The 22987-nt window shown below is 64.7% G+C and carries 21 protein-coding genes; 11 read left to right on the top strand and 10 right to left on the bottom strand.

Features of this window, described 5'->3' with window-relative positions; genetic code table 11:
• Positions 1–69 precede the first annotated feature (69 nt).
• Both JQ627_RS07385 and eno read right to left on the bottom strand, forming a co-directional pair.
• A complete protein-coding gene (locus JQ627_RS07385; RefSeq protein WP_212483511.1) occupies positions 70–1209 on the bottom strand; it encodes a zinc-binding dehydrogenase in 1140 nt (379 codons plus the stop codon).
• A 34-nt stretch (positions 1210–1243) separates the two neighbouring features.
• The gene (gene eno, locus JQ627_RS07380) at positions 1244–2527 is read right to left on the bottom strand and encodes a phosphopyruvate hydratase (RefSeq protein ID WP_212483509.1); all 1284 of its coding nucleotides are present in this window, start codon (positions 2525–2527) and stop codon (positions 1244–1246) included.
• Between the two features lie 173 nt (positions 2528–2700).
• Between eno and JQ627_RS07375 the strand changes: the two genes are divergently transcribed.
• The 3 genes from JQ627_RS07375 (at position 2701) to JQ627_RS07365 (ending at position 5102) form a co-directional block, all read left to right on the top strand.
• Positions 2701–3678, top strand: coding sequence for a lyase (locus JQ627_RS07375; protein ID WP_212483507.1), 978 nt, complete (start codon positions 2701–2703; stop codon positions 3676–3678).
• Between the two features lie 133 nt (positions 3679–3811).
• On the top strand, positions 3812–4288 hold the full coding sequence (gene queF / locus JQ627_RS07370; RefSeq protein WP_041960296.1) for a preQ(1) synthase: 477 nt from the start codon (positions 3812–3814) through the stop codon (positions 4286–4288).
• A gap of 16 nt (positions 4289–4304) precedes the next feature.
• Positions 4305–5102 carry an extracellular solute-binding protein gene (locus JQ627_RS07365; protein ID WP_212484074.1) on the top strand — a complete coding sequence of 266 codons (798 nt, stop codon included), beginning with the start codon at positions 4305–4307 and terminating at the stop codon, positions 5100–5102.
• A 63-nt stretch (positions 5103–5165) separates the two neighbouring features.
• Here JQ627_RS07365 and JQ627_RS07360 read toward each other — a convergent pair whose 3' ends face one another.
• Entirely contained in the window at positions 5166–5807 is a 642-nt protein-coding gene (locus JQ627_RS07360) for a GntR family transcriptional regulator (protein ID WP_212483504.1), read from the bottom strand.
• Between the two features lie 132 nt (positions 5808–5939).
• Between JQ627_RS07360 and JQ627_RS07355 the strand changes: the two genes are divergently transcribed.
• From JQ627_RS07355 to JQ627_RS07335, 5 genes are read left to right on the top strand one after another with little or no spacing between them, the layout of a single operon-like run.
• Positions 5940–7058 (top strand): ABC transporter substrate-binding protein, encoded by a 1119-nt coding sequence (locus JQ627_RS07355; RefSeq protein ID WP_249142940.1) that lies wholly within the window; start codon positions 5940–5942, stop codon positions 7056–7058.
• Positions 7048–8787: an iron ABC transporter permease gene (locus JQ627_RS07350; RefSeq protein WP_212483503.1), complete on the top strand. Its 1740-nt coding sequence runs from the start codon at positions 7048–7050 to the stop codon at positions 8785–8787. Before JQ627_RS07355 ends, JQ627_RS07350 begins: the two co-directional genes overlap by 11 nt.
• A complete protein-coding gene (locus JQ627_RS07345; protein WP_212483501.1) occupies positions 8780–9883 on the top strand; it encodes an ABC transporter ATP-binding protein in 1104 nt (367 codons plus the stop codon). The genes JQ627_RS07350 and JQ627_RS07345 overlap by 8 nt, the downstream gene beginning before the upstream one ends.
• Complete coding sequence (locus JQ627_RS07340; protein WP_212483499.1) at positions 9867–11129, top strand: CaiB/BaiF CoA-transferase family protein; 1263 nt, start codon at positions 9867–9869, stop codon at positions 11127–11129. The genes JQ627_RS07345 and JQ627_RS07340 overlap by 17 nt, the downstream gene beginning before the upstream one ends.
• Complete coding sequence (locus JQ627_RS07335; RefSeq protein ID WP_212483497.1) at positions 11126–12031, top strand: CoA ester lyase; 906 nt, start codon at positions 11126–11128, stop codon at positions 12029–12031. The genes JQ627_RS07340 and JQ627_RS07335 overlap by 4 nt, the downstream gene beginning before the upstream one ends.
• Before the next feature lie 77 nt (positions 12032–12108).
• Here the strand turns inward: JQ627_RS07335 and JQ627_RS07330 are convergent, their stop codons facing one another.
• From JQ627_RS07330 to JQ627_RS07315, 4 genes are all read right to left on the bottom strand, one after another.
• Positions 12109–14202 (bottom strand): methyl-accepting chemotaxis protein, encoded by a 2094-nt coding sequence (locus JQ627_RS07330; protein ID WP_212483495.1) that lies wholly within the window; start codon positions 14200–14202, stop codon positions 12109–12111.
• Between the two features lie 142 nt (positions 14203–14344).
• Positions 14345–15556 carry an MFS transporter gene (locus tag JQ627_RS07325; protein WP_212483493.1) on the bottom strand — a complete coding sequence of 404 codons (1212 nt, stop codon included), beginning with the start codon at positions 15554–15556 and terminating at the stop codon, positions 14345–14347.
• A complete protein-coding gene (gene kdsA / locus JQ627_RS07320; protein ID WP_212483491.1) occupies positions 15556–16407 on the bottom strand; it encodes a 3-deoxy-8-phosphooctulonate synthase in 852 nt (283 codons plus the stop codon). The genes JQ627_RS07325 and kdsA overlap by 1 nt, the downstream gene beginning before the upstream one ends.
• Positions 16408–16533: 126 nt before the next feature.
• The gene (locus JQ627_RS07315; RefSeq protein ID WP_212483489.1) at positions 16534–16860 is read right to left on the bottom strand and encodes an NIPSNAP family protein; all 327 of its coding nucleotides are present in this window, start codon (positions 16858–16860) and stop codon (positions 16534–16536) included.
• A gap of 201 nt (positions 16861–17061) precedes the next feature.
• Between JQ627_RS07315 and JQ627_RS07310 the strand changes: the two genes are divergently transcribed.
• From JQ627_RS07310 to JQ627_RS07300, 3 genes are all read left to right on the top strand, one after another.
• A complete protein-coding gene (locus JQ627_RS07310; RefSeq protein WP_212483487.1) occupies positions 17062–17736 on the top strand; it encodes a response regulator transcription factor in 675 nt (224 codons plus the stop codon).
• Entirely contained in the window at positions 17733–19115 is a 1383-nt protein-coding gene (locus JQ627_RS07305; RefSeq protein WP_212483485.1) for a HAMP domain-containing sensor histidine kinase, read from the top strand. The genes JQ627_RS07310 and JQ627_RS07305 overlap by 4 nt, the downstream gene beginning before the upstream one ends.
• Before the next feature lie 109 nt (positions 19116–19224).
• Entirely contained in the window at positions 19225–19860 is a 636-nt protein-coding gene (locus JQ627_RS07300) for a class I SAM-dependent methyltransferase (protein WP_212483484.1), read from the top strand.
• Here JQ627_RS07300 and JQ627_RS07295 read toward each other — a convergent pair.
• From JQ627_RS07295 to tpiA, 3 genes are all read right to left on the bottom strand, one after another.
• Positions 19857–21488, bottom strand: a complete 1632-nt coding sequence (locus JQ627_RS07295) for a CTP synthase (protein WP_014494987.1) — start codon at positions 21486–21488, stop codon at positions 19857–19859. The genes JQ627_RS07300 and JQ627_RS07295 overlap by 4 nt on opposite strands.
• 166 nt (positions 21489–21654) lie before the next feature.
• Positions 21655–22041, bottom strand: coding sequence for a preprotein translocase subunit SecG (gene secG / locus JQ627_RS07290; protein ID WP_014494986.1), 387 nt, complete (start codon positions 22039–22041; stop codon positions 21655–21657).
• A 140-nt stretch (positions 22042–22181) separates the two neighbouring features.
• On the bottom strand, positions 22182–22937 hold the full coding sequence (gene tpiA / locus JQ627_RS07285; protein WP_212483482.1) for a triose-phosphate isomerase: 756 nt from the start codon (positions 22935–22937) through the stop codon (positions 22182–22184).
• Between the last annotated feature and the right edge of the window lie 50 nt (positions 22938–22987).

Genomic DNA, 22987 nt, shown 5'->3' with positions numbered 1-22987 from the left:
TTACGGCGCGAATGTTCCCCCGCTTCGCTCAGAAGGCAAGTCCTTCTTTGGGTGGTGTGCCGTCGCACATCACGAAGATTTATTCGGGTTGATGAGGAATTTTTCGCCGGTGGCTCGTTTGGCGTACACCGCGATGTTGGCGGGATCGAGCGCCTCGGGAAGCGACACCACCTTGGTGTAGTGGCTGGCGAAGGTGGTCTTCAATTCGTCGACGACGCGCTGGCGCAGCTTGACGCCGTCCGCCTGCCCGATCTTCATCAGGAACGGAAACAGCAGCCAGCCGCCGACGCCCCAGGCCATGCCGAAGCCGCGCGGCAGCTCGATCGGGCGGATATCGAGCGCGCCGTAGACGTAGACCTGCTTGTGCACGTTGGAGCCGTAGCGGCTGTACTCCTTGGCGGTCTTGTTGATCGCGGCTTCCATGCAGTTGAGGATGTCGCCGGCAAGCTTGCCGCCGCCGATGGCGTCGAAGGCGATGGTGGCACCGGTCTCGACCAGCGCATTGGTGAGATCGCCGAGGAAGCTCGGTGCCGTGGAATCGACGACGTGTTTGGCGCCGATCTTGTGCAGGATGTCGGCCTGCTCCTTGCTGCGCACGATGTTGACCAGCGGAATGCCGTCCTTGATGCAGATCTTGTTCAGCATCTGCCCGAGATTGGAGGCGGCCGCGGTGTGCACCAGCGCCTTGTGCCCCTCGCGCCGCATGGTCTCGGTCATGCCGAGCGCCGTGAGCGGATTGACGAAGCAGGAGGCGCCTTCAGCCGGCGTGGTGCCCGCCGGCAGCGGCAGGCACTCGCGCACTTTCAGCGTGCGGTACTGCGCGTACATCGCGCCGCCGATCATGGCGACGGTCTTGCCCATCAATGCTTTCGCGGCATCGGACGAGCCGGTCTTGATGACGACGCCCGCGCCTTCGTTGCCGACCGGCATGGATTCGCCGAGCCGGCCAGCCATCGCCCGCATCGCGCCCTCCGGCACCTTCGCGGTGATGACAGGAGCGTCCTTGCCGCCAGAAGCCTTGGCCGTGCTCATATCGGCCGCGCCGACGAGAAGGCCGAGGTCGGACGGGTTGATCGGCGCCGCCTCGACGCGGACGACGACCTCGTCCGCGGCGGGCTCGGGGGTCGGCACGTCGACGAGCGAGATTTCCAGTTCTCCGCTCGTCTTGATCAGCGAACGCAGTTGCAGGCCGGTCTTGCCGTCGCTCATGTCTGTCCTCCCCTGTCCTTGCCAGAGCGCTGGCTTACGCCAGCGCCTTCAGCGCCGCCTTGCCGCCGTAGAGAGCCTGCTTGCCGAGCTGCTGCTCGATGCGCAGGAGCTGATTGTATTTGGCGGTGCGGTCGGAACGCGCAAGGGAGCCGGTCTTGATCTGCCCGCAATTGGTGGCGACCGCGAGGTCGGCGATGGTGGAATCCTCGGTCTCGCCCGAGCGGTGCGACATCACCGAGGTGTAGCCGGCCTTGTGCGCCATCTCGACGGCAGCCAGGGTCTCGGTCAGCGTGCCGATCTGATTGACCTTGATCAGGATCGAGTTGGCCCGTCCCGTCTTGATGCCGTCAGCCAGGCGCTTGACGTTGGTGACGAAGAGATCGTCGCCGACCAGCTGGCACTTCTTGCCGATGAGATCGGTGAGCTCCTTCCAGCCGTCCATGTCGTCTTCCGACATGCCGTCCTCGATGGTCACGATCGGATAGCGGCCGACGAGGTCTGCAAGGTACTTGGCCTGCTCCGAGATCGAGCGGGTTTTGCCCTCGCCTTCATAGACATACTTGCCGTCCTTGAAGAACTCGGTCGAGGCGCAGTCGAGGCCGATCACGATGTCGCTGCCCGCCTTGTAACCGGCCTTGCCGATCGCGTTCATGACGAATTCGAGCGCGGCGTCCGCCGACGGCAGGTTCGGGGCGAAACCGCCCTCGTCGCCGACATTGGTGTTGTGGCCGGCCTTCTTCAATTCCGACTTCAGCGTGTGGAAGACCTCCGCGCCGTAGCGCAGGCCCTCGGCGAAGGACGACGCGCCGACGGGGAGGATCATGAACTCCTGGAAATCGATCGGGTTGTCGGCATGCACGCCACCATTGATGATGTTCATCATCGGCACCGGCAAGAGGCGCGCCGAGGTGCCGCCGACGTAGCGATAGAGCGGCATGTCGAGCGAGTTCGCGGCAGCCTTGGCGCAGGCGAGCGACACGCCGAGGATGGCGTTGGCGCCGAGCCGGCTCTTGTTCGGCGTGCCGTCGAGGTCGATCATGATCTGGTCGAGCTGGGCCTGCTGCTCGACATCGAGGCCGCTGAGGGCCTCGAAGATCTCGCCATTGACTGCGCCGACCGCCTTGGTGACGCCTTTGCCGAGATAGCGGGCCTTGTCGCCATCGCGCAGTTCCACCGCCTCGTGGGCGCCAGTGGAGGCGCCGGACGGCACCGCGGCACGGCCGAGCGCACCATCTTCCAGCACGACGTCGACCTCGACGGTGGGATTGCCACGGCTATCGAGAATTTCGCGGCCGATGATGTCGATGATGGCGGTCATGATGTCCACTTCCGTTCGTTAGGGCTGATCGGTGCCGGGGTCTTACACGGGCCGCAAGCAAATGTGAACGCTTGGACGACGTGCTTCGACTGACGCGTGAAGGGGCTCGGACTATGCTTGACGTCGACTGCCCTGCGCGTCCAACCTCAATCTGAAACAGTCGGGGTAACGCCATGAACCGCCGCCAGTTTCTCGCCTCGAGCGCTGCCCTCCTCGCCGCCCGCCCAGGTTTTGCGCAGGAAGGCCCGTTCCGGACAAAATATTTCCCGATCAGCGCCGGCATCGGCCTGCACGACCTCGCCCCGGCTCGCGACGGCACGGTCTGGTTCACGGCGCAGGGCAAGGGCATGCTGGGCAGGCTCGACCCCCGGGATGGCAGTTTCAAGACAGTCAGCCTCGGCCAGGGCGCCGCCCCGCACGGCGTGACGATCGGCCCGGACGGTGCCCCGTGGATCACCGAGGGCGGCCAGAACGCGATCGCCCGGGTCGATCCCGGCGATCTCAAGGTCACGCTGTTCCGCCTGCCCGAGAAGTTCGCCTCGGCCAATCTCAACACTGGCGTGTTCGACAAGGAGGGCACCTACTGGTTCACCGGCCAGTCCGGCTATTACGGCCGGCTCAGGCCGAGATCGGGCGAGATGGACGTGTTCAGGGCGCCCAAGGGCGTCGGTCCCTACGGCATCGCTGTGACGCCCAAGGGCGAGGTCTGGTACGCCTCGCTCGCCGGCAGCCATATCGCGAAGATTGATCTTGCGACCGGCAATGCCGCCATCGTCGAGCCGCCGACGCCGAGCCAGGGAGCGCGGCGGGTCTGGTCGGATTCGCAAAGTCGGATCTGGGTCAGCGAGTGGAACAGCGGTCACGTCTCGGTGCATGATCCCGCCAACGGCTCTTGGAAAACCTGGAAGCTGCCGAGCGATCGCCCCCGCACCTATGCCGTCTATGTCGACGACAAGGACAAGGTCTGGCTCACCGATTTTTCCGCCAACGCCATCGTCCGCTTCGATCCCACGACCGAGCGGTTCAACGTTTTCGTCAGCGACAAGGCCAATGCCAATGTGCGCCAGCTCGACGGCCGCCCGGGCGAGCTCTGGGGCTGCGAGTCCGGCAACGACCGGATCGTCATGATCCAGACGACCGCGGCTGGTTGACGACAGCGACATTTGCGTCCATCCCGGCACCCTCTGGAGCGCGGTGTTATCGCGCTCCGGTTTTTTAGTTGAGCATGATCTTTCGGAACAGCGACGCCCACTTTGCGCCAACGCGGCCCTTCGGGTCCGGATCATGCTCGAACAGGATGTGACGACGATGGCGAAGAAATCCCTCCAGCTCGGCCGCGCGGTCGAGTGGCCGCATACACCGGAAGAAGCCCAGCTCGACCGCGTGCCCAATCCGCAAAAGGGCACGGACTATCTGGTGCGCTTCACCGTGCCGGAATTCACCTCGCTCTGCCCGGTCACGGGACAACCGGATTTCGCGCATCTGATGATCGACTACGCGCCCGGCCCGTGGCTGCTGGAGTCGAAGTCGCTCAAACTCTACATCGCGAGCTTCCGCAATCACGGCGCCTTCCACGAGGACTGCACCGTGATGATCGGCAAGCGCATCGCGAGCGAGATCAAGCCGAAGTTCCTGCGCATCGGCGGCTACTGGTATCCGCGCGGCGGCATCCCGATCGACGTGTTCTGGCAGACCGGCCGCGTGCCGAAGGGATTGTGGGTGCCGGAGCAAGGCGTCGCGCCGTATCGCGGACGGGGTTAGTTGGAGACGAATGACGATGACATCGATATCAGCAACATTCCGCAGCATTGCCTTCGGCGTTCTAACCGTCCTGTGGCTGACCGGCGCGGCCGAAGCTGCCGAGGTCCATGTGATGATCTCGGGCGGATTGACGGCTGCCTACAAGGCGCTCGTGCCGGAGTTCGAGAAAGCCACCGGCAACAAGGTGCTGACGTCGTTTGGGCCGTCGATGGGGACGACCACCAATGCGATCCCGGTCCGGCTGGAGCGCGGCGAACCCGCCGATGTCCTGATCATGGTGGGCTATGCCCTCACCGACCTCGCCGGCAAGGGCAAGGTCGTGGCCGGCAGCCAGGTCGACCTCACCAGATCGCCGATCGGCGTTGCCGTGAAATCTGGTGCGCCGAAGCCGGACATCGGCTCGGTGGAGGCGGTCAAGCGCGCGCTGCCGGCGGCGAAAACGATCGCCTATTCCGACAGCGCCAGCGGCGTCTACGTCTCGACGGAGATGTTCGACAAGCTTGGCATCGCCGACGTCATGAAGGACAAGGCCCGAAAGATTCCGGCAACGCCCGTCGGCGAGATCGTCGCGCACGGCGAGGCCGAGCTCGGCTTCCAGCAGATCAGCGAGCTGAAGCCCGTGAAGGGCATCGATATCGTGGGACCGCTGCCGAACGAATTGCAGAAGATCACGATCTTCTCGGCCGGAATCGCGGCCGGCTCGAAGGAGCCCGAGGCCGGCCGCGCCCTCATAAAATTCCTAGCCTCCCCTGCCGCGCGCGAAGCGATCATCGCAAGCGGGATGGAGCCGATCCCGGCTGGGAGTGCGAATTGAGGCAGGCCTACTCCACGCGCGGGTCCTGATACGCCGTCAACAGATTGGCTTCGCCACTCTTAGTCAATCGGAGGCTGCTGAGGCCTTGACCGGACCGAGATCGCGCGCCGGATAGTTGGCGCCGGATTCGACGATGTGTCGCCGCACCGCTGCAACGAGTGCGGCGAGATCGCGAGACTCGATCGCATCGACGATCTCGACGTGGTGTGCGGCACTTCTCTGCAACTCGGCGTTCGAGGGCCACAAAGCAATCGGCCCTGGTCTGGCGCGATTTCTGATCTCCACGATGAGGCTGGCGAGCGATTGGTTCGCTGCATGGCGATAGATCTCGTCGTGAAAGGCTGCGTTGGTATTTGCCTGATCCGCCTTGCTGCCGCGCGCCACAGCATCTTCGAAGATTTGCTGAGCCTGCTTGATCTTCTTGAGTTCGTCGGGGCCGATATTCGGTAGCGCCTGCGTGGCCGCTTCAACCTCGAGCAGCGTGCGGATCGCCAATATCTCGCGAACAACGGTCAAGTCGGGTTGCGCGACCCGGTATCCGCGATTTTCGACATGCGTCACCATCCCGCTTGCGGCAAGCTGGGTCAGCGCACTCCGGACGTCAAACCGTTTGGCAGCGAAGGCTTCTTCCAGGTCGATCTGGCGCAACCATTCGCCAGGCCGGTAGTCGCCTTGCAGGATTGCGGCACCGATTTCCGCCGCCAACAGCCTCTTCTGCTCCTTCCGTACTTTCATGGCTGCTTCCCTTTTTGGAGCGCTTGACTTGCCAAAACTATTGCGCACAAATTGGCGCCAATAAATGTGCATAACAAATCGCGGCGGCCGGAGGAACAGTAGATGTCAGGCATCGATCGTAGAAGCTTAATGGTGATGTCGGTCCTCGGCGCCACGATGGGGCTCCGGGGCACGGCCCAGGCGGCGCCGAACGGGTATCCCGAGAATTATCAGAAGATCATCGACGACGCCCATAACGAGGGCAGCCTCCTCATTTACTCGATTATGTCGCCGGAAAACTGGCGTCCCGTGATCGAGGGCTTCAACAAGCTGTACCCGAAGATCAAGGTCGAGACCCTGGATCTCCCCGCCTCCCGCGAGAGCTTCGAGCGATATCTGGCCGAGCGGAGCACCAACAGCCGCACCTGCGACCTCATCGCGACAGCCGACCCGGGCGGATGGATCGATTTCCAGGAGCGCGGTGAAGTCCTCGACTACGTATCGCCTGAAGCGAAGGCCTGGCCGGATTGGTCAAAGCCGTTTCCCGGCGTCTACACGGTCTCGTCCGACCCCATGGCGCTGATCTGGAACAACACGCTGGTGACCGACGGCAAGCGTCCCAAGACACTCGCCGAGTTCGTCGAGCTTGCGGTCGCAAACGAGAAGACCTGGCGAAACCGCATCACCAGCTACGGAGTGCATCAAACGACCTTCGGCTACGGCATCAGCTACGCGTTCGTGAAGAAGCACGGCGAGAAGGCCTGGGACTGGTTCGCCCAGCTTGCAAAGCTTTCGCCCCGCTTCGAGCGCTCCGGCGGGCCGATGACCGAGAAGGTCACCTCCGGCGAATACACCATGGGCTTCTTCGTTTCGGCCATCACCTTCTGGCCGCGCCTGAACGATCCGGCGCGGGCGAAGATCCTCGGCTGGAGCTTCATCGGAGACGGTCAGCCGGTTGTGCTGCGTGGCATCGCGATTCCGAAGGGATCGAAGAACGTCAACGCGGCAAAACTGATGCTCGACTACGTCGTCTCGGAGGACGGTCAGCGCGCATTCGGACGGGGCGGTCTGACGCCGGCACGCCCCGGCGTGAAGCCGGGCGACGGAATCCGCCACACCTACTCGTCGATCGTGGAAGCCGTCGGCGAGCAGAACATCTGCTACATCGGCTACGATCGGGACGCGGTGCGGGACTACGACAGCTTCCTCGCGCGCTGGAAAAAGACCTTCAATGTCGCTTGACGCAAGCAGCGCGCTGGGGTCGTCGACCGCGGACGCTTTACCGAGGCCGCTGCCCGGCCGCGATACCATCATCCAGTACGGCATGGCGCTGCTGACAGTTGTGCTGATCGCAGCGCCTCTCCTTCCCGTTCTCTATCAATCTTTCCTGGATCGTGCGCTCTACGATTCCGGCCAGCAACTGACGCTGGGCAATTTCGGGCGCCTGCTTCGCACCGAGGGCTTCGCGCTCGTCATCTGGAGCACGTTCGTGTTCGCCACCCTCACCACCGTGATTTCGCAGACGCTGGGCACGCTGGCGGCGGTGCTGTTCGGCCGCACCGACATGCCGTTTGCGCGGTTGTTTGGCGAACTCTTCCTGTGGCCGATCTATCTCTCGGCGCTGGTGCTGTCGTTCGGCTGGTACACGATCTACGGGCCGGCCGGCTACCTCACGCTTCTGGTTCAGTCGATCTTCGACGGCGCGCCCTGGAATCTCTACTCGCTGCCGGGCATGGCGATGATCGCGGGCGTCTCGCAAGCACCGGTCGCCTACATCTACTGCATGTCGTCGGCCTCGATCACCGATCCGACGTTGGAGGAAGCCGCGCGCGTGACCGGCGCGGGCACCTTGAGGACCTTGTGGCGGATCACGCTGCCGCTCCTCATGCCGGCGATCGCCTATAGTGCCGTGCTGAACTTCACGGTGGGACTGGAACTCCTCGCGATTCCGCTGGTGTTCGGAGATCCCGCCGGCATCACCGTGCTGACCACGTTCCTCTACAACAACGGCGTGGCGTCGGCCCGCCCCGATCACGGGCTGGTGGCAACGGCTGCCGTTCTGATGCTTGCCGTCGTCTGCGTGCTGGTGTGGCTACAAGGACGCCTGCTCGGCAATACGAGACGCTTCGTCACGCTCGGCGGCAAGGCCACGCGACCGCGCCCTTTCCGCCTGAACAGCCTGCGCTGGCCGCTTTGCATCGTCTCGGCGATCTACATCACCGCAACTGTCGTGATGCCGATCGGCGCGCTGCTGCTGCGTGCCTTCACGAGCCTGCTGTCGCCGATGGTGCCGATCAGCGAGGTGCTGACGCTCGGCAACTTCGCCAACATGCTCGAATACCCGGTCTACCCGCGTTCGATCTGGAATTCGCTGATCGTCAGTTCGGTCGGTGGCGTCATCGCCACCGCCATGGTCGCCCTGATCGCCATCATCGTGCTGCGGTCCGACTTCCGCTGGCGTGGCGCGCTGCACTACGTCGCGCTGTTTCCCCGCGCCGTGCCCGGCGTCGTCGCCGGCATCGGTTTCTTCTACGCGTTTGCGCTCGTGCCCGGCCTGGGCGGCCTCCGAAACACGATCTGGATTCTGGTTGCCGCCTTCACCATGCACTTCATTCCCGTGGGGCTCGGTGCGGTTGCTCCAATGTTGTTGCAGATGAGCCCGGATTTCGATCGCGCCGCCCGTACGCAGGGCGCGGACTGGTGGACGACGAGCCGGCGCATCGTTTTGCCTTTGCTGCGCCCGGCGCTTGTGGCCTGCTTCATCATCCTCTTCATCACGTTCTTCAAGGAATACACGACCGCGATCTTCCTGTTCGCTCCCGGCAGCGAAGTGATCGGGACCACGCTGCTCCAGGCATGGACGCAGGGCGAGGTCGGTCTGGTGTCCGCGCTGGCGACCGTTCAGATCCTGGTCATCGGAGTCTGCGTCACGGCGGCGCGCGCTTTTCTCGGAGTGAAGCTTTATGGCTGAGTTGCTGATCGAGAACCTGCATAAGCGGTACGGACCGGTCAAAGCCATCGACGACGTCAACATCCACGTTGCCGATGGCGAGTTTGTCACGCTGCTGGGGCCGTCAGGGTGCGGCAAGTCAACAACGCTCGGCGCCATTGCCGGACTGGATCAACCGACGAGCGGACGCATCCGCGTCGGCACCAAGACCTACTTCGACGGCGAAAAGGGAATCTTCCTTCCGCCGGAAGCGCGCCATTGCGGGCTCGTGTTCCAGAGCTACGCTTTATGGCCGCACATGACGGTCTATGACAACGTCGTGTTTCCGCTCAAGCTGCGCAAGGTATCGACCGCCGACTGCAAGCGTCGCGTCGAGGAGAGTCTCGCTCTCGTCGAGATGGAGCGCTTTCAGGACCGCTATCCGCATCAGCTCTCGGGCGGCCAGCAGCAGCGTGTCGCGCTCGCGCGAACGCTGGTCTACCAGCCCGAAATCCTCCTGCTCGACGAGCCGCTGTCGAATCTCGACGCAAAGCTGCGCGACCGCGCCCGGACCTGGCTTGCCGAACTGCGCACGCGCCTCGGCCTGACGACGATCTACGTGACGCACGACCAGGTCGAAGCACTGGCCCTGTCCGACCGCATTGTGGTCATGAATGGCGGCCGCATCAGCCAGATCGGCTCGCCCCAAGAGATCTACACGCGGCCGGCAGACAGTTTCGTCGCCGACTTCATCGGAACGACCAATTTCCTGAACGGCGACGTGGTCGGGGCGCCCGACGGCGATGGACAGACACTGGTCAGTCTCGCCGATGGTCAGCGCGTTCTGATCAAGTCCGACAAACGTCCATCCCTGGGCGACAAGGTCACGTTTGCCTACCGCCCCGAGCAGATGCGCCTGGCGGCGGCCAACGATCGGGCGATCGGAGGTTCGATCGTTGAAGCCGACGTGGTCAGCCATTCCTATGTTGGCGGCCGATGGCAAATCGGATTGAGCGTCGGCGGAAATCAGATCCGCATCGAAACCCAGGAGGCAACGACTGACCGCCAGTTGCGCCTGTGGCTGCCTGTCACCGGCGGCATCCTGTTTACAGAACGGAACCATGGCAAATCCCACTGACGCCACCTCTCCCGAAAGCGGACTGCATCAGGCCGACTACACCCCCGGTGTCCGCGGCCCGCTGACAGGGCTCCGCGTCATCGACCTCTCGAGGCTGGTCGCAGGCAATCTGCTCACCCAGCATCTCGCCGACTTCGGCGCCGACGTCATCAAGGTCGAGCCGCGCGAAGGCGATACGCTGCGCGGCTGGCGCACCAAGGGCGTCGAGACCAACTGGAAGATCCATTCGCGCAACAAGCGCAGCATCTGCCTGGAATTCCGTCACGACGAAGCGGTGCCGCTGATCCGCAAGATGATTCCTGGCGCCGCGATGCTGGTCGAGAGTTTTCGTCCCGGCACGCTCGAGCAGATGGGGCTCTCGCCGGAGGAACTGCTGCGGCTGGAGCCCAAGCTCGTGATCGTTCGCATATCGGGATGGGGGCAGACCGGCCCCTATCATCGCCGGCCCGGCTTCGGGACATTGGTGGAAGGCTTTTCGGGATTTGCCGAGATGAACGGCTTTCCTGATCGCGAGCCGGTGTTGCCGCCGATGTATCTGGCTGATGCCCTCTCCGGTCTCACCGGAGCGTTCGCTGCGATGGCAGCCCTTCGGGAGGTCGAGATCAACGGCGGAAAGGGACAGGTAATCGATCTTCCGCTGCTCGACCCGATCGTCAACTCGCTCGGGCCTCAGGCGGCAAATTACCGTTTGACCGGCGTGGTCAAACCGCGCAGCGGGAGCCGCTCGAGCGGCTCGGTACCGCGCAATGTCTACCGCACGCTCGATGGCGGCTGGGTTTGCCTGTCGGCGTCCACGCAAGGCATGGCGATGCGGGTGCTGCGTTCGATCGGCCGCCCGGAGCTTTGCGAGGATCCAAAGTTCAAGACCAACGAGCAGAGGCTCGTCCATGTCGCCGAGCTCGACAAGATCATCGGCGATTTCATCGCGACACGCACGGTCGATGACAACGTGGCCTTCTTCGAGGCCGCCGAGGTCACGATCGGTCCGGTCAACGATACCGTCCGATTGATGAACGATCGCCACGTCCAGGCTCGGGGACTGCTGGCCGACTATCCCGACGAGGACATGGGAACGTTCCCGATGCACGCCGTCCCGGTGCGCCTGTCCGAGACGCCCGGAAGCATCCGGACGCCTGCGCCACGCCTTGGTCAGCACAGCCGCACCATCCTGGCCGAAGCCGGCCTCAGCCCTGACGACATCGATGCCGCCCTCGCCTCGGGCGCTGTGAAGGAAACCAGCACATGACAGTTGAACGAAAATTCCCCGTCTGGCGCTCTGCGCTGTTCGTACCCGCAAACGTCGAGCGGTTCGTCGTCAAGGCCGTCGAGCGCGGCGCGGACGCGCTGATCATCGATCTCGAGGACAGCGTGCCGCTGGCTGAAAAGGCGAACGCTCGAAAGCTGATCCCGGGCATCGTGAAGCGCTTTCGCGACACCGGAAGTTCGGATGTCATGGTGCGGATCAACCAGCCGCTCGAATTGGCGGTGCCCGATCTGGAAGCGGCCGTCGTCGCCGGCGTGGACGCGATCAAGATCACCAAGGTCGAAGGCGCCGAGCATCTGCGCCTGCTCGACGAAATGGTGACCAGACTTGAGATCGAGCGCGGACTACCCGTCGGCAAGATCTGGTTTGTCGGTCTGATCGAGGCGCCCGGTCCTCTCTCCAGGGCTCACGAGATCGCGCGATCGATCCCGCGGCTGGCCGGCATTTCACTGGGTGCGGAAGATTATGCCACCGCAATCGGCGCCAAGCCGACGGAAGAAACCCTGTTGATGCCGAAGCAACAGGTCGTGCAGGCGGCCCGCGCCGCCGGCATCATGCCGCTCGGCACCATCGGCTCAGTCGCCGATTTCTCCGATCTGGAAGGATACACAAGAATCGTCAGGCGCTCTGCGGACTTTGGCTTCGTGGGCTCAGCCTGTATCCATCCGTCGCTGGTGCCGATCCTCAATGCGGGTTTCAGCCCCTCAGCCAAGGAGGTGGCGGATGCCGAGCGCGTCGTTGCACTCAACAAGCAAGCGGCTGCCGAGGGCCGCGCCTCCTTCGCCATCGACGGCAAGATGATCGATATCCCGATCGTTCAGCGGGCAGAAGCGCTCCTCGAACGCGCACAAGCGATCGCCGCCCGGGCGCATCGCCCTCGTTGATTGCGTTAGCCCCAGCGCGGCGCGCAGCGCTGCGTCTGGGGACCGAGGACTAATCGATAGAGTGCGCGCGGCAGCCCCTACGCCACCGCCCTCACCTTGCTGATGAAGCCGTCGACTTCCGAGGTCAGCGAGGTCGACTGGCTCGACAGGTTGGCGGCGGCCTTCAGCACGCCGGAGGCGGCGCGGCCGGTCTCGTTCGCCGCTGACGACACGGTTGCGATGTTGCGCGTGACGGTCGAGGTCGCTTCCGCCGTGTGCTGCACGGTGGTTGCGATCTCGGCGGTGGCCTTGTTCTGCTCCTCGATGGCGGCGGCGATCACGCGGTTGATGCTCGAGACCTCCTCGATGGTCTTGACGATGCCGTCGATCGCCGAGACCGCCTTCTGTGTCGCCCCCTGGATCTCCGTGATCTGGGCGCTGATTTCCTCGGTCGCCTTCGCCGTCTGCGAGGCCAGGTTCTTCACCTCGCTCGCCACCACCGCAAAGCCCCTGCCGGATTCGCCGGCGCGCGCCGCTTCGATGGTTGCGTTCAGCGCCAGCAGATTGGTCTGGCCGGCGATCGAGGTGATGAGGCCGATGACCTCGCCGATGCGATCGGCGCCGTCGGCAAGCGCACGCATGGTGCTGTCGGTCTCCTTGACGGTGACGACCGCCTGCTCGGTGGCGCGCGTCGCCTGCTCGACCTGGCGGTTGATCTCGCGGATCGAGGCGTTGAGCTCCTCGGCAGCAGCCGCCACGGTCTGGACGCCACCGCCGACCTGATCGGCAAGGGTCGAGGCCGAGCCAGCCTGGGTCTGGGCTTCGGCTGCCGTTCCCGACATCGAGCGCGCTGTTGTTTCCAGCTCGCTCGAGGCGCTCGACAGCGCCTGCACCATCTGGCCGATCCGGCTTTCGAACTGCCGCACGAGGCCGGACATTTCGGACGCACGCTTCTCCTTGTCGGCGCGATCGGCAGCTTGATCGCCGGACAGGCGCTCGGCGTTGATCATGGCGTCCTTGAACACCTGGAGAGCCGCGGCCATGCGGCCGATCTCGTCGTTGCGGTCGAGGCCCGGCACGTCGCTGGCGAAATCATGCGCGGCGAAGCGGGTCATGACGCCGGTGATTGCGGTCAAGGGCCGGGTGACGCGGTTGCGCATCAGGAACAGCCCGCCCACCGTCAGTACGAGCGAGGCCGGCACCAGCAGGCCGAACAGGATCAGGCTGAAACGGGCACGCGAGGCGCCCTCCTCGGCCCGCGAGATCATGTTGGCGAGCGCGGTCTGCGTGACGATGACGACGTTGTTGGCGCCGACAAGCTGGCGATCGCGATAATCGAGGCCGGGGACGCCGGCGGGCTCACCGGCCAGCAGCTTGGTCGCAATCGTATTGCGCTCGTCGCTGAGCGTGCCGGTGATTTCCGGCTCGGCGTTGCGGATCGCCTGCAGCAATTCGGGCGAGGCGACGTTCGGGCTGAGGTCGCGCACCACCAGCCAGGACTGCTGGATACGGCCGCGCAGATCGGCGAAGGTGACGCCGTCCGCCGCGGTCCAGGCCTTGTTGGCGAGGATCGAGGAGAACTGGATCAGAATGGTCTGGCCGGCATTGGCGCGGGCTTGCCAGGCGGCCTGCTTGGCGATCAGGAGGCGATCGACCACGGGGTCGATCAGCGTCATTGCATTGTCGACATGGGTGGTGACTTCGCCGATCGCGTCCATATAGGCGTCGCTGGTCTTGGCCCAGCTCGGCTGCAGGTTCGCGTCGCGCGCGCTCTTCTCCTGCTTCAGCGCAGTGACCGCACGCGGCCGCAGCTCCTCGAGCTGCGCCCAGATGCCCCGGAGCTTGTCGAGCTTTTCGGCAAGACCGGGGGCTTCGGCGGAGGCGAGGCTCTGCAGGGCCTGCGCGTAATTCTTCTGCACGGTGGCCCGCTGCTCGGCGAGGCTGTTCATGACGCTGTCGGGCGCGGGGGCGGCGGACGCGAGATAACTCAGCGTATCACCGCGCTCGAGGCGAAAGATCACCAGCGTGTTGGTCAGGTCGCGGCTGGCGACCGCGAGCGAGACGATGCGGTTGCTGTCCGCGTAGCGGGTAACCGCGAGCTTCAGCGCATAGGCGCAGATGACGACGAGGACGAGACCGAGAGACCCAACCACCGCGCCGAGGATACGGGCGACCGAACGCTGCTTTTGCATCGACTGATCCACAGATGTTGCCGCCAAGTTGCGGCTTGCGGGCAATCTACGGAGCGATCGGTGAGATTTGATTTAAGATCGAAAGGAATTGGCTACCGTTTTGTCCCGGATAAATACGGAGACCGGTAAGAAGATACTTCCGTCAGGCCCGTGCGTCCGCCGGGGCCCGCGACTTGAGCAGTCCGGCGCAGACGAGACCCAGCACCACCATGATGGCGGCGCTCGCGAGCAGGGTCGGCACCTTGCCGCCGTGCTGGAGGCCGAGGCCATAGGCGATCGGCCCGACCGTCTGCCCCATGAAGAAGAAGAACGAATGCAGCGACATCGCCGTCGCCCGCGCCCCGACCGAGAGTTCGCTGGCGAACACCTGGAGGCAGCCATGGATCATGTAGAAGCCCCAGCCCATCGCCAGCATGCTGACGAATTGCAGCTTCCATTGGGGACCGAAGGCGAGCACACCGAGTTGCAGCCCGACGAGGCCCGCGCCCGCGATCATCATGCCCTTGACGCCGAGCCACGGCAGGAAGCGCGAGACCGTGAAAGTGTAGAACAGTCCGCCAATCGCAAAGCCCGCGATCACGATGCCCGCGATCGACGGCGACTTCTCACCAAGATCGAACAGCAGCGCGGCGATGAACGGAAACAGGCCAAATACGCAGCAGCCCTCGACGAAGACCGCCGAGTAGCAGTAGCGCGTGTTGGGGTTGGCGAAGATGGTGCGATAGCCCTGCCGCAAGGCCTTCAGATCGGTCTTCGGCGGCGCTGTCAGTGCGGCACCGCGAAAGCCCGCCGCCACCGCCACGGCTGCAATCAGGCCGAGCGCGCCGAGCATCATGAGCACACCGCGCCAGCCGATGAGTTCGCCGATGATGCCCGAGGCGGTCGCGCCGAGCAGATTGCCGGTCATCGAACCCGCCAGCGTGCGGCCGATTGCGACTTGCCGCTTGGCGGGGGCAACGAGATCGGCGGTCAGGCCGAGAGCGACCGGAAACACGCCACCGGAGGCGATGCCGGCGAGGATGCGGCTCGCGAACAGTCCCGAGAAGGTGGTCGCGATCGCGCCAAGAATGCAGGAGACGCCAAGCAGCGCCAGGCACAGCGTCATGAGCCGCGCCTTGCCGAACATATCGGCAGCCGCTCCGATCACCGGCTGAACCAGCGCGTAGATCAAGGCATAGCCGGCCGCGATGCTGGCGGCCGTCGTGATGCTGATCGAAAAATCCTCCGCGACATGCGGCAGGACGGGATCGAGCGCACGCGTGGACAACGCCGCCGAGAAGCTCGCGAGCGCGATGATATTGATCGCGGGCGGAAACTTCTGGTCGGACGACGGCCCGGTCGCAGGCTGGGACATCAGCGCGTTGTGCTTTTCGTCACCGCGTCGAATGCCATCAGCGTGCGGATCAGCCCTTCGAACTCGCGCAGCGGCACCATATTGGGACCGTCCGAGGGTGCGCGATCAGGGTCGGGATGGGTCTCGATGAAGACGCCGGCAACGCCGACAGCGACGGCTGCACGCGCCAGCACCGGCACGAACTCACGCTCGCCACCCGACGACGTCCCTTTCCCGCCCGGCTGCTGCACCGAATGGGTGGCATCAAAGATCACAGGCGCGCCGGTGGTGCGCGCGAGGATCGGCAGCGCGCGCATGTCCGACACCAGCGTGTTGTAACCAAAGGACGCGCCGCGCTCGGTAACGAGCACGTCGGGATTGTTGGCGCTGGTGATCTTGGTCACGACATTCGCCATGTCCCAGGGCGCGAGAAACTGGCCCTTCTTGACGTTGACGACCTTGCCGGTTGCGGCCGCGGCCAGCAGCAGATCGGTCTGCCGACACAGGAAGGCCGGGATCTGCAAGACATCCACGGCTTGCGCCACCTCGGCGCATTGCGCGGCATCGTGCACGTCGGTCAGCACGGGGAGCCCAAGCGAGGAACGGATCTCGGCGAAGATCGGCAGCGACTGCGCCAGACCAAGACCGCGTGCCGCCGACGCGCTGGTGCGGTTGGCCTTGTCGAACGAGGTCTTGTAGACGAGGCCGATCTCCAGCCGCGCGGCGATCTCCTTCAGCGCGGAGGCCACCTCCAGCGCATGCTGGCGGCTTTCGAGCTGACACGGCCCGGCAATGATCGAGATCGGCAGATCATTGCCGAATTTGACCGTGCCGACGCTGACCACCGGCGCCGCTGATGTCGAAGAGCTCAAGGCAAATTCCCTCGTTTCGCCGCGACCATAGCGGCGATGAGGGGCGGATCAACCCCATTCGACCCGGGCTGTCAGAATATCAGGGTTGCGCCGGGGTTCCCCGGCGCGCCCCGTGCGGGAAAGCGGCTACTTGACCGACGAGAACGCGGTCGGCGTCAGGATCTGGCTGACGATGTTGCCGACGATCTGGCCATCGGCTTCGCTCTCGGCGCGCGCCTTCATCCAGTCCGGATCGGTCATGAAGCCGCCCCACTTCTTCTCGCGCTCGGCGAGCGACTCCCAGGCCAGGAAATAGGTCAGCTCCTGGTTGGAGTCACCGATCAGCGTGGTGAAGAACCCGGCCTGCTTGATGCCGTGCTTTTCCCAAAGCTTCAGCGTCACCGTCTCGAACCGCTTCAACAGCGCCGGCAGGCGGCCGGGCACGCAGCGATAGATGCGCATTTCGTAGATCATTTTTGCTTCCTCCCTGATCAGGTCGGGCGGTTATAACGGCTCGCCGGGACGGTGTCTTGAGCGCCGCCCGGACGCCCCCCGCGGCGTTTCGCGCATGGCTGGACAAGCTCCGGCTGCCGGTTCGCGCGGTTCATTCCCGCAATGCTGCCGTAATGATCGGGCCGCTAGAACTGTCTGGTTGAGACCGGAGTACCGGAGATCATGCGGATTTTGCTCGTCGAGGATGAGGCGGAGATGGCCGGCGCATTGGCGTCGGCGCTGAAACGCTACGACATGGTGGTGGATCACGTGCCCACGCTGGCCGAGGCGGAAGAGGCAATCTCTTCCGACGTCCATGCCGCCGTTCTGCTCGACCGTCAGCTGCCGGACGGCGACGGCCTTTCGCTGATCCCAAAACTTCGCGCACGCGCCGACGGCGTGCCGATCATCGTCCTGACTGCACGCGACGAGCTCGCCGACCGCATCACCGGGCTCGACAGCGGCGCTGACGATTATCTGGCAAAGCCGTTTGCGGTCGAGGAATTGCTGGCACGCCTGCGCGCCGTGTTGCGGCGGCCTGCCGGGCTCACGCCGGACGTGATCCGCACCGGCCGCCTCGCCTTCGATGTCGGTCACCGCGAGGCCAGCATCGACGGCCAGCCCTTCGAGCTGCCGCGCCGCGAGCTGCTCGTGCTCGAAGCCCTGATCCGCCGCATCGGCCGGACCGTTTTGCGCTCGGCGCTGGAAGAGGCCGTCTACAATTTCGACGACGAGATCCAGTCGAACGCGCTGGACACCCATATCTCGCGGCTGCGGCGCAAGCTTGCCGAAGCCGATGCCGGCGTGGAGATCCACGGCATCCGTGGTGTCGGCTATCTCCTCAAGAAGCTGCCATGAGCAAGCACGACGATCCCTATTGCCTGCGCTCGCGGCTGAGCTGGCGCCTCCTCTCGCTTCAGGCCGCTATTCTGATTGCGCTGGTTGCGGTCGTCCTCGCCGGGCTGTGCGCGTCCGGCTTCGTGCTGGCCGAGCGGGACGAGGATCGCGTGATCGACGTCGTGCAGCGCGCGCTCGCGCGTGACGCGCAAGGCGGCCTGATCCTGCGCCAGACAAGCGAGCTGAAGCAGTTGCGCGGCGAGACGCCGGATCTCTGGTTCCTGGTCCGCGACAAGCAGGGACATTCGCTCAGCGAAGGCACTGTACCGGCCGAGTTCGCTGCGATCGGCAACGGCCTCGACCAGATCAGCCAGGCGCGGCTCGGCTGGCAGATGTTCGAGGACGATCCGCGCAAGCCAGCGGCGCGACTGAAGCGGGTCGACACCGACGCCGGCAATGTGCAGATCATCACGGCGACGCAGGGACGGCTCACCGGCGCCAAAGCGCTGTTCATGACATCGCTTGCGTTCCTCGGCATCGCCCTGCCCGGCCTGCTTCTGATGGGAACGGCGACCTTCATTGCGACACCGATGATCGTGCAGCGCGCCTTCCGGGGGCTCGACACCACGGCGGACGAGGCGCGCCGCATCGACATCCATCAGCGAGGCGCACGGCTGTCGGTGGCGAAAATTCCGCTGGAGGTCGTGCCGCTCGTCACTGCGATCAACGACGCGCTGGCGCGGCTCGACCAGGGTTATGCCCGCCACAAGCGCTTCGTCGCCGACGCCGCGCACGAGCTGCGTACACCCATTGCAATTCTGAACACGCGGCTGGAATCCTTGCCATCGGGCCCGGACAAGACCCGTCTGCTGGAGGATTCCGCACGGTTGGCAACGCTTGCCGAGCAATTGCTGGACATTCAGCGGCTCGACCGGTGTGGCAATCCGTTCACGCGCGTCGATCTCGTCGGGATCGCGCAAAGTGCAGTCGCCGATCTCGCGCCGCTGGCCATTGCCGCCGGCTACGAGCTGGCGCTCGATGCACCCGCCACCGCTACTCCGATCGAAACGATCGGTGACGCCGCAGCCGTGGAACGGGCGCTGACCAACCTCGTGCAGAACGCAATTCAGCACGGCCCTCGCCGCGGCACGATCTGCATTCGTGTGAGCAAACCCGCTTGCATCGAGGTCACCGACGAAGGCGCAGGCATTCCACCCGATCAGCGCGAGATGATCTTCGAGCCGTTCTATCGGCTGACGCCGCTCGATCGCGGCGCCGGTCTCGGCCTCAACATGGTGCGCGAGATCGTGCTCCTGCACGGAGGTCAGGTCACGGTTGCGGACGGTCCGGATGGCGGCGCATGCTTCAGGATGACGTTATCCCCAATCCGGCAAAGCTGATTCAATTCGCCTCGGCATCTCGAGCGCAATGCTCTCGCAATGCACTCAGGCGACTCTTCGACTGCCTCACCTCTGATTTGCAAGGCACAATCGAAATGCCGGAGTGCACATGCCCAACGATTTCCTCTCGTTCTTCCTCTCCTGGATGTCGGCCCCACGGCGGGTCGGCGCGATCGCGCCGTCGGGCGCGGCGCTCGCCGATCTCATCACGCGCGAGATCACGGCGTCGACCGGCCCGATCCTCGAGCTCGGCCCCGGCACCGGCGCGTTCACTTACAAGCTGCTCAAGCGCGGCGTGCGCCAGGAAGACCTCACGCTGATCGAATACGGCTCCGACTTCATCAAGCTTCTGCAAATGCGCTTTCCCGGCGCGCGCGTGCTGTGGATGGACGCGTCGCGGCTCGCGGCGGAACGTCTCTATGACGGCGCGCCTGTCGGCGCCGTGGTGAGCGGCCTGCCCCTGCTCAACATGTCGACGCGCAAGGTCATCTCGATCATCGGCGGCGCGTTCAGCCACGTCCGCCCCGGCGGCGCGTTTTACCAGTTCACCTACGGCGTTAGCTGCCCAATTCCGCGACCCGTGCTCGACCGGCTCGGCCTGCGCGCAAAACTGGTCGATCGCGCGATGCTGAACGTCCCACCCGCCGCCGTCTACAAGCTGACGCGGCGACCGCAGATGAAGCTCGTCGCGGGCTCGCTCGCGCCGGAGATTTCAGCACCGATCGCCGCGGACACGGATTGTTAGACCAACCGGCTCTGCACCATCGCCGCCTGAATGAACGAGGCGAAGAGCGGATGGGGCTCGAAGGGCCGCGACTTCAGCTCGGGGTGGAACTGGACGCCGATGAACCAGGGATGGTCCTCGTACTCGACGATCTCCGGCAGCACGCCATCGGGCGACAGGCCGGAGAATTTCAGTCCGTGCTGCTCGAGGCGGTCCTTGTAGGCGGTGTTGACCTCATAGCGGTGGCGGTGGCGCTCGGAAATCTCGGTCGCGCCGCCGTAGACCTGCGAGACGCGGCTGCCGCGGTTGAGCGCCGCGGGATAGGCGCCCAGACGCATCGTGCCGCCGAGATCGCCGGCCTTGGAGCGCTTCTCGAGCTCGTTGCCGCGCAGCCATTCGGTCATCAGGCCGACCAGCGGCTCCTTGGTCGGGCCGAATTCGGTGGAGTTGGCGTCCTCGATGCCGACGAGGTTTCGCGCGGCTTCGATCACCGCCATCTGCATGCCGAAGCAGATGCCGAAATACGGCACGTCGCGCTCGCGCGCGAACTGCGCCGCGCGGATCTTGCCTTCGGCGCCGCGCTGGCCGAAGCCGCCCGGCACCAGGATGCCGTTGACGTGTTCGAGGAACGGCGCGGGATCTTCCTTCTCGAAGATCTCGCTCTCGATCCAGTCGAGATTGACCTTCACCTTGTTGGCGATGCCGCCATGCGAGAGCGCCTCGATCAGCGACTTATACGCATCCTTCATGCCGGTATATTTGCCGACGATGGCGATGGTGACGTTGCCTTCGGGATTGCGGACGCGCTCGTTGATCTGCTGCCAGCTTCGCAGCTCCGGCGGAATCCGCGAGCCGATGCCGAAGGCGGCGAGCACTTCGTCGTCCAGGCCCGCGTTATGATAGGCCTCGGGCACGGCGTAGATGTTGTCGACGTCGCGCGCCTCGATCACGGCGCTTTCGCGCACGTTGCAGAACAGTCCCAGCTTGCGCCGCTCTTCCTTCGGGATCTCGCGGTCGGTGCGGCAGAGCAGGATGTCCGGCTGGATGCCGATCGAGCGCAGCTCCTTCACCGAGTGCTGCGTCGGCTTGGTCTTCAGCTCGCCCGCGCTCGGGATGTAAGGCAGCAGCGTCAGATGGATGTAGACGGCATGATCGCGCGGCAGCTCGTTCTTGAGCTGACGAATCGCCTCGAAGAAAGGCAGGCCCTCGATGTCGCCGACGGTGCCGCCGATCTCGACCAGCACAAAGTCGTAATCGTCATTGCCGGAGAGGACGAATTCCTTGATGGCGTTGGTGACGTGCGGAACCACCTGGATGGTCGCGCCGAGATAATCGCCGCGGCGCTCCTTGGAGATGATGTCCTGGTAGATGCGCCCGGTGGTGATGTTGTCCTGCTTGGTCGCAGGCCGGCCGGTGAAGCGCTCGTAGTGACCGAGATCGAGATCGGTCTCCGCGCCGTCATCGGTCACGAACACTTCGCCGTGCTGATACGGCGACATCGTTCCGGGATCGAGGTTGAGATAGGGGTCGAGCTTGCGGAGACGGACCTTGTAGCCCCGGGCTTGCAACAGGGCACCGAGTGCCGCTGAAGCCAGACCCTTGCCGAGCGAAGAGACCACGCCGCCGGTGATGAATATGTACCGCGCCATGGGACTTAACCTCTAATCCCTCGAATTCGATTCGCCAAAGCGATTCGTATTCCGCCCCAAATAATTTGCGGGCCTGTGGGTGAGCCAAAACTAAGAGTGGTGACAGAGCCTTGATGGGGATTTTTGATGCAGGACGGTAGAAGCCGCCCTGCATGGCCCCCCTGCTTTATTGCGAGCGCGGTACCTGCGGGCCGGCTGGCGCCTGGTTCTGCTGCTGCTCGTCGGCCTTCTTCAGCGAATCCAGGATGCCGCCCGAGGTCGGCGGCGCGATCGGAGCGCCTCCGGCCGGCTGGGTCTGGGACGCCGGCGCGCCGATGATCGAGGTAGGCGCGCGGCTGTAGCCGGCATGCCAGGACAGGAACAGGCTGGTGAGGAAGAAGCCCGCAGCCAGAATTGCGGTGGTCCGCGTCAAAAGGTTCGCCGTGCCGCGGCTCGACATGAAGCCCGCGCCTCCGCCCATGCCGAGGCCGCCGCCTTCCGACTTCTGGAGCAGGACGGCGCCGATCATGACGGCGACGATCATGAGGTGAATGACGATGACAACGGTCTGCATAGTGTCCTTCCGTCACAAGCCGACAGCGCCGAGACGGCGGCCGATCGCGCTTCGCGGGTTTTCCTGAAGTTGCGCGGTGTTACACGATCGGAAGGGGCATTGCCACCCCCCGATCGGCCACAGCCGCGCTTTGAGATTAGCTAGGGGCAGCCCTTCGCAATCGCAAGGAAATCAGCCGCCTTCAGGCTGGCGCCGCCGACCAGCGCGCCGTTGACGTTTTTCACGGACATCAGCTCGGCCGCGTTCGACGGCTTGACGGAGCCGCCATAGAGGATGCGCATCCTGGCCCCGTCCGCCCTGAACCGGGAGGTCAGGAGTTCCCGGATAAAGCTATGAATCTGCTCAACATCCTGGGCCGTCGGGGTCAGGCCGGTGCCGATCGCCCAGACCGGCTCATAGGCCACGACCAGGTTGGCGGCGGTCGAGCCGTCCGGCAGCGAGCCGTCGAGCTGGCCGCGCAGGATGTCGAGGGTCTGGCCGGCATCGCGCTGGCCTTGCGTCTCACCGATGCAGACGATCGCGGTGATGCCGGCGCGCCAGGCGGCCTCGGCCTTCTGCCGGATCAGTGCATCGCCCTCGCCGTGGTCGGCGCGACGCTCGGAATGACCGACAATGATGGCGGTCGCGCCGGCATCGGCCAGCATTTCGGCGGCGATATCGCCGGTATGGGCGCCGGAGGCCCTGGGGTGGCAATCCTGCGCCCCCACCGCGACCTTGCTGCCGCGCGCCTTGTCGGCGAAGGCCGCGATCAGGGTCGCCGGCGGGCAGACCAGCAGGTCGGCCTTGGCGGCCACCTCTGCCGCCCCCTTGAGCATGGCGTCGAATTCGGCAGCCGAGCCCTTAAGGCCGTTCATTTTCCAGTTGCCGGCGATCAGCGGTCGGATGGCGTCGGTCATGTCAATTTCCAGCAAAATGAGGTTTGTGCATGCGCTAGCAGAGCTGTCGC

The sequence above is a fragment of the Bradyrhizobium liaoningense genome, from assembly GCF_018130785.1.
Classification (GTDB): domain Bacteria; phylum Pseudomonadota; class Alphaproteobacteria; order Rhizobiales; family Xanthobacteraceae; genus Bradyrhizobium; species Bradyrhizobium liaoningense_A.
This window is presented reverse-complemented; position numbering and strand designations above follow the sequence as displayed.